General features: G+C 70.4%; 5 protein-coding genes and 1 pseudogene. 3 read left to right on the top strand and 3 right to left on the bottom strand.

Going from position 1 to position 4,668, the window contains the following annotated elements:
- Window positions 1-136: 136 nt before the first annotated feature.
- Window positions 137-1,270, top strand: a pseudogene (locus QH276_RS14145) (RNA polymerase sigma factor); the annotation flags it as partial.
- A gap of 221 nt (window positions 1,271-1,491) precedes the next feature.
- Here the strand turns inward: QH276_RS14145 and QH276_RS14140 are convergent.
- Complete coding sequence (locus tag QH276_RS14140) at window positions 1,492-2,052, bottom strand: TetR/AcrR family transcriptional regulator (RefSeq protein WP_280397088.1); 561 nt, start codon at window positions 2,050-2,052, stop codon at window positions 1,492-1,494.
- 153 nt (window positions 2,053-2,205) lie between these two features.
- On the opposite strand from QH276_RS14140, the gene QH276_RS14135 reads away from it, so the two are divergent.
- On the top strand, window positions 2,206-3,036 hold the full coding sequence (locus QH276_RS14135) for an SGNH/GDSL hydrolase family protein (protein WP_280406760.1): 831 nt from the start codon (window positions 2,206-2,208) through the stop codon (window positions 3,034-3,036).
- On the opposite strand, the gene QH276_RS14130 is transcribed toward QH276_RS14135, so the two are convergent.
- Window positions 3,033-3,434 (bottom strand): winged helix-turn-helix transcriptional regulator, encoded by a 402-nt coding sequence (locus QH276_RS14130; protein WP_280397090.1) that lies wholly within the window; start codon window positions 3,432-3,434, stop codon window positions 3,033-3,035. The genes QH276_RS14135 and QH276_RS14130 overlap by 4 nt on opposite strands.
- An 89-nt stretch (window positions 3,435-3,523) precedes the next feature.
- Between QH276_RS14130 and QH276_RS14125 the strand changes: the two genes are divergently transcribed.
- Window positions 3,524-4,351 carry an NAD(P)H-binding protein gene (locus QH276_RS14125; RefSeq protein ID WP_280397091.1) on the top strand — a complete coding sequence of 276 codons (828 nt, stop codon included), beginning with the start codon at window positions 3,524-3,526 and terminating at the stop codon, window positions 4,349-4,351.
- A gap of 49 nt (window positions 4,352-4,400) precedes the next feature.
- On the opposite strand, the gene QH276_RS14120 is transcribed toward QH276_RS14125, so the two are convergent.
- A partial coding sequence (locus tag QH276_RS14120; protein ID WP_280406759.1) for a hypothetical protein occupies window positions 4,401-4,668 on the bottom strand: 268 nt, incomplete at its 5' end.

The raw sequence follows: 4,668 nt of genomic DNA, 5'->3' as shown, positions 1-4,668 counted from the left end.
ACCCCGCACCGGAACCGGTCGCGTGGCCGGGCGAAACGCGGCAGGGCTACTTTGTCTGCGCGCATACGAGTCTCACCTCCGCCAAGGGGCGGGGCCGGGCCCCGGGCGCCGGGGGGGGGCGGGGCCCCCCCGCCCCCACCGCGGGGCGGATTTCGCGACCGCCGAGGACGCCGTGCAGGAGGCACTGCTGCGCGCCGTCGATACGTGGCCGGACCGCCGTCCCGACGACCCGAAGGGCTGGCTGATCACCACGGCGTGGCGCTGTTTCCTCGACCTGGCCCGGTCCGACACCGCGCGGCGAAACCGTGAACTGCGGTTCTCCGACGACCCCGCACCGGAACCGGTCGCGTCGACGGACGAAACGCTGCAGCTCTACTTTCTCTGCGCGCATCCGAGTCTCACCTCCGCCTCGGCCGTCGCCCTGACCCTGCGCGCGGTCGGCGGCCTGACCACCCGACAGATAGCGCAGGCCTATCTCGTCCCCGAAACCACGATGGCCCAGCGGATCAGCCGGGCCAAACGCACCGTGAGCACCGTCCGGCTGGACACCCCCGGCGATCTGCACACCGTGCTGCGGGTGCTGTACCTGGTCTTCAACGAGGGCTACAGCGGCGATATCGACCTCGCCGCGGAGGCGATCCGGCTGGCCCGGCAACTCGCCGCGACCACCGGTGATCCGGAGGTGGCGGGACTGCTCGCGCTGTTCCTGCTGCACCATGCCCGGCGCCCGGCCCGCACCCGCCCGGACGGCAGCCTGGTGCCGCTGGCCGAACAGGACCGCGGATTGTGGCGGCGCGAGCTGATCGCCGAGGGCGTGGTGATCCTGCAGGCGGCGCTGGCCCGGGACCGGCTCGGCGAGTACCAGGCGCAGGCCGCGATCGCGGCACTGCACGCGGACGCGCAGACGGCCAGGGAAACCGACTGGGTCCAGATCGTGGAGTGGTACGACGAATTGGTCGCGATCACGGACAGCCCGATCGCCCGGCTCAACCGGGCCGTCGCCGTCGGCGAAGCGGACGGTCCGCAGGCGGGCCTGGCAGCACTGGCCGAACTCGACTCGAAACTCCCGCGCTACACCGCCTCCGCTGCCTATCTCCACGAAAAGGCCGGTGACACCGCCACGGCGGCGCGGCTCTACGTGGAGGCCGCGAAACAAGCCCAGAACCTCGCCGAACGCAACCACCTCACGCTCCGTGCCGCCACCCTCCACCAACGGCTCACCGGGAAGGCCGGCGACGCGTCACCGCCGCAGAGTGACAACCCGCAGTAGGAGAGCACCCTACTGCTCGAAACGATCAGGGCGGCTCGGTACCGCCCCGGCACCAACTCGCGTGAAGCCGGCGACAGTTGCCGCTCGCCGCCGGCCCCGTCCGTCCACTCCGGGAAACCGGAGCACGATCGGCCGGCGCCGCTCGCGATGCTGCGGGCCGCCGCACGGGTGTGCCCGTCCACGAGCATGCCGGGGAGATCACCGGATCGAGGGCCCGCCGGTCACCGCAGCGGGGTGAAGAGGGCGTCGACCAGATCGCCCGCCGCGGAGCCCGGCCGCCCGCCGGTGTAGTAGCCCAGGAACGCCTCGTGGAAGCATGCCCCGATCAGCAGGGCGGCGGCCGCGTCCGGGTCGGCGCCGGCGGCGATGCGGCCGAGGGCTTGTTCGGCGCGCAGGTACGCCGCGAATCCGGCGACCGCCTTATCGGGGCCGGCGCCGAGTTCGTCCATCGCGACCCGGTGCGCCGCCATCCGCTGCGGGTCGGCCAGCAGCGCGCCCAGCATCGGGATCGTCTGCCGGTAGAAGTCGAGCGCCGCCTGCGCGAATCCGGCCAGGTTGTCCCGGATCTCGCCGGCCCCGGGCCGGATCTCCAGCCGCGATACCCCCGGCACCCGCTCCCGCAGCACAGCCAGCAACAACCGTTCCTTATCGCCGAAGTACTTGTACAGCGTGGGCTCCGAAACGCCGGTCGCCTGGGCGATCTCCTTCGTGGTGGCGTGTACGACGCCGCGGGTGCGAAGGATGTCCGCCGCGGCATCCAGGATCCGTTCCCGGGTACTCAACCTGCCCTCCTTCCGCTGCGCTTGACAGGTTAGTAAACACTAGCTCATGCTGGTGGCTAGTGTTTACTAACCCATGCTTCACCTGGAGGTTCCTCGTGTGGACAGACGATTTCGGCGCGCCCGGCGGCCATTCCGGCAGCGCGGGGTCCTGAAATGCCGATCAGCAAGAAAATGATCATCACCGCGGTCTGCCTGGCACTGGCCGCGGTCCTCGCCGCGGGCGCCACGGTCGGCTACCTCACCTTCGTGCGCTCGCCGATCGATACACCCGCCCGGGCCTGCCGCGACTACGCCACCGCTACCGGCCCGGTCGTCGTCGCGGCGGGCGCCAGTATGACCCGGGGCACGCTCGGCGCGGACTGGGTCGGCAGCCTGCGGAACAGGCCGGATTTCGCCGGCCACCGGTTCGTCAACGCGGGGATAAACGGCAACACCAGCGGGGATCTGCGCGAGCGGGCCGGCACCGATATCGTCGCCTGCCATCCGGACGCGGTGCTGATCCTGGTCGGCACCAACGATGTTCGCGACGGCGTCCCCGTGGACACCTATCGCGCGAACCTCGCCGCGATAGTCGGCCATGTCACCACCGGGACGACCGCGCGGGTCGCGCTGATCTCCGTACCACCGCTGGGCGAGGACCTCGGTGCCGGGATCAATCAGCGCCTGGCCGAGTACAACCGGGCCGTCGCCGAGGTCGCCGCCGCGGCGCACGCCGGCTACCTACCCTTCCACGAACGTCTCGCCGATCTGCTCCGACGACGCGAAAAGCCGCCGAGTACCTACGATTTCGGATTCGGACTCGCATTCCGGGCGGCGGCCCGGCACCATCTGCTGCGGCAGAGCTGGGATCAGGTCGCCCACAGCCACGGTCTCGAATTCTTTGTCGACCACATCCATCTCAGCGATCGCGGCGGCGCGATCCTCACCGATCTCACGGCAGATTGGCTCCGGTCCACCGTTCCCGGTACCCCGCCGGGTCGCTAGCCGGCGCGGCGCGCCTGTTTCGCGGCATCATAGGCGCGCCGCGCCCGCTCGACCTCGCCGAGGTTGTCCGACCATTCCGCAAGCGCCGCGAACAGCGGCGCCAGGCTGCTACCCAGCTCGCTGATCTCGTAGACGACGCGCGGCGGGACCTCCGGATAGTAGGTACGGGTGATCAATCCGTCGCGTTCGAGCTGCCGCAGCCGTTCGGTCAGGACTTTCGGGGAGATCGTGGTGATCAGGCGCTGGAGTTCGACGAAACGCTGCGGGCCGCGATAGTGCAGCACCCAGAGGATCGGCGTGGTCCAGCGGCTGAACACGATATCGACCACGGGCGCGATGGGGCAGGCGTTCTCCGGAGCGACGTCGCCTCGCGGCTCCCATACTGTGTCTTCGGTCACGATAGCGGCCTACCTCCATTACTTTCCCCTAGGTACCTACTGCCTTTCGAATAGTAACTTCGCGTCACCGAAGTCGAAAGGAAAAGAACATGATCGTGGTGACCGGAGCGACGGGCAATATCGGACGACCGCTGGTGCAGACGCTGACAGCGGCGGGTGCGCAGGTCCGCGCCGTCTCGCGCACCGTGCGAGCGGCGGATCTCCCGGCCGGTGTGGAACACCGGCAGGCCGACCTCCTGGATACGAACCGCCTGGCCGCGGCCCTGGACGGCGCGCACACCGTCTTCCTCCTGACGTCCGGCGAATTCCTCGGCGCCGGAGGCGATCTCACCGACGTGATGCGGGTGGTACGCGAGGCGGGTGCGCAACGTGTGGTGCTGGTGTCCTCGCAGGGCGTGGGCACCGGAAACCACCCCTCCGACGCCGAGGACGCGGTCGAGGAGTCGGGGGTCGCACGGACGATCCTGCGTCCGGGCAACTTCGCCTCCAACGCGCTGCAATGGGCGGAATCGGTGCGCACCCAACGGGCGATCGCGGCGCCGTTCGCCGATATCGCTCTGCCCGTGATCGACCCCGCCGATATCGCCGCGGTAGCCGCCGCGGCTCTGCTCGACGACAGTCACGCCGGCAAGACCTACGAACTGACCGGGCCCGAACCGGTGTCGCCCCGGCAGCAGGCCGCCGCCCTCGGGACAGTGCTGGGCGAACCGGTGCGGTTCACCGAACTGTCCCGCGCACAGGCGCACGCGCGGATGACGCAGTTCATGCCCGAGCCGGTGGTCGAGGCCACGCTCGATATGCTCGGCCACCCCGCCCCGGCCTTACAGCAGGTCAGCCCGGACGTCCAGCAGGTACTCGGCCGGCCACCGCGCACCTTCACCGAGTGGGCGGCCCGCCACGCGACCGCCTTCAAGTAGGAAGACGGGCGGCCCCCGGGGTGAGTCGTTCAGCGGACTGCCAGGTCATTCAGCGCGGCGGTCCGGCTCCGGCACCGCACTGCCCGGCAACCGCAGCAGCCCGGGGCACGATGCGGCGGGCGCGGGGCGGCACAGCGCGGGCGCGGCACCGCACGGCACGGCACGGGCACTGCGCGGTGCGGTGCGGGGCGGTGAGGGTCTTGCTGATGCCGTTGTGCAGAGAGAGGGTGTCGTTACTGAGGGGGGGGTGCAGCGGTACGTGGACCTCCTGTGGTTCGGCGCCGGGGGGCGCCGCGGTATCGGCCACGGGTTGGAAG

This window comes from Nocardia carnea (assembly GCF_029869215.1).
In the GTDB taxonomy this organism is placed as follows: Bacteria; Actinomycetota; Actinomycetes; order Mycobacteriales; family Mycobacteriaceae; genus Nocardia; species Nocardia carnea_B.
Note: the sequence above shows the minus strand (reverse complement) of the source record. Positions and strands in the feature narration are given on the sequence as shown.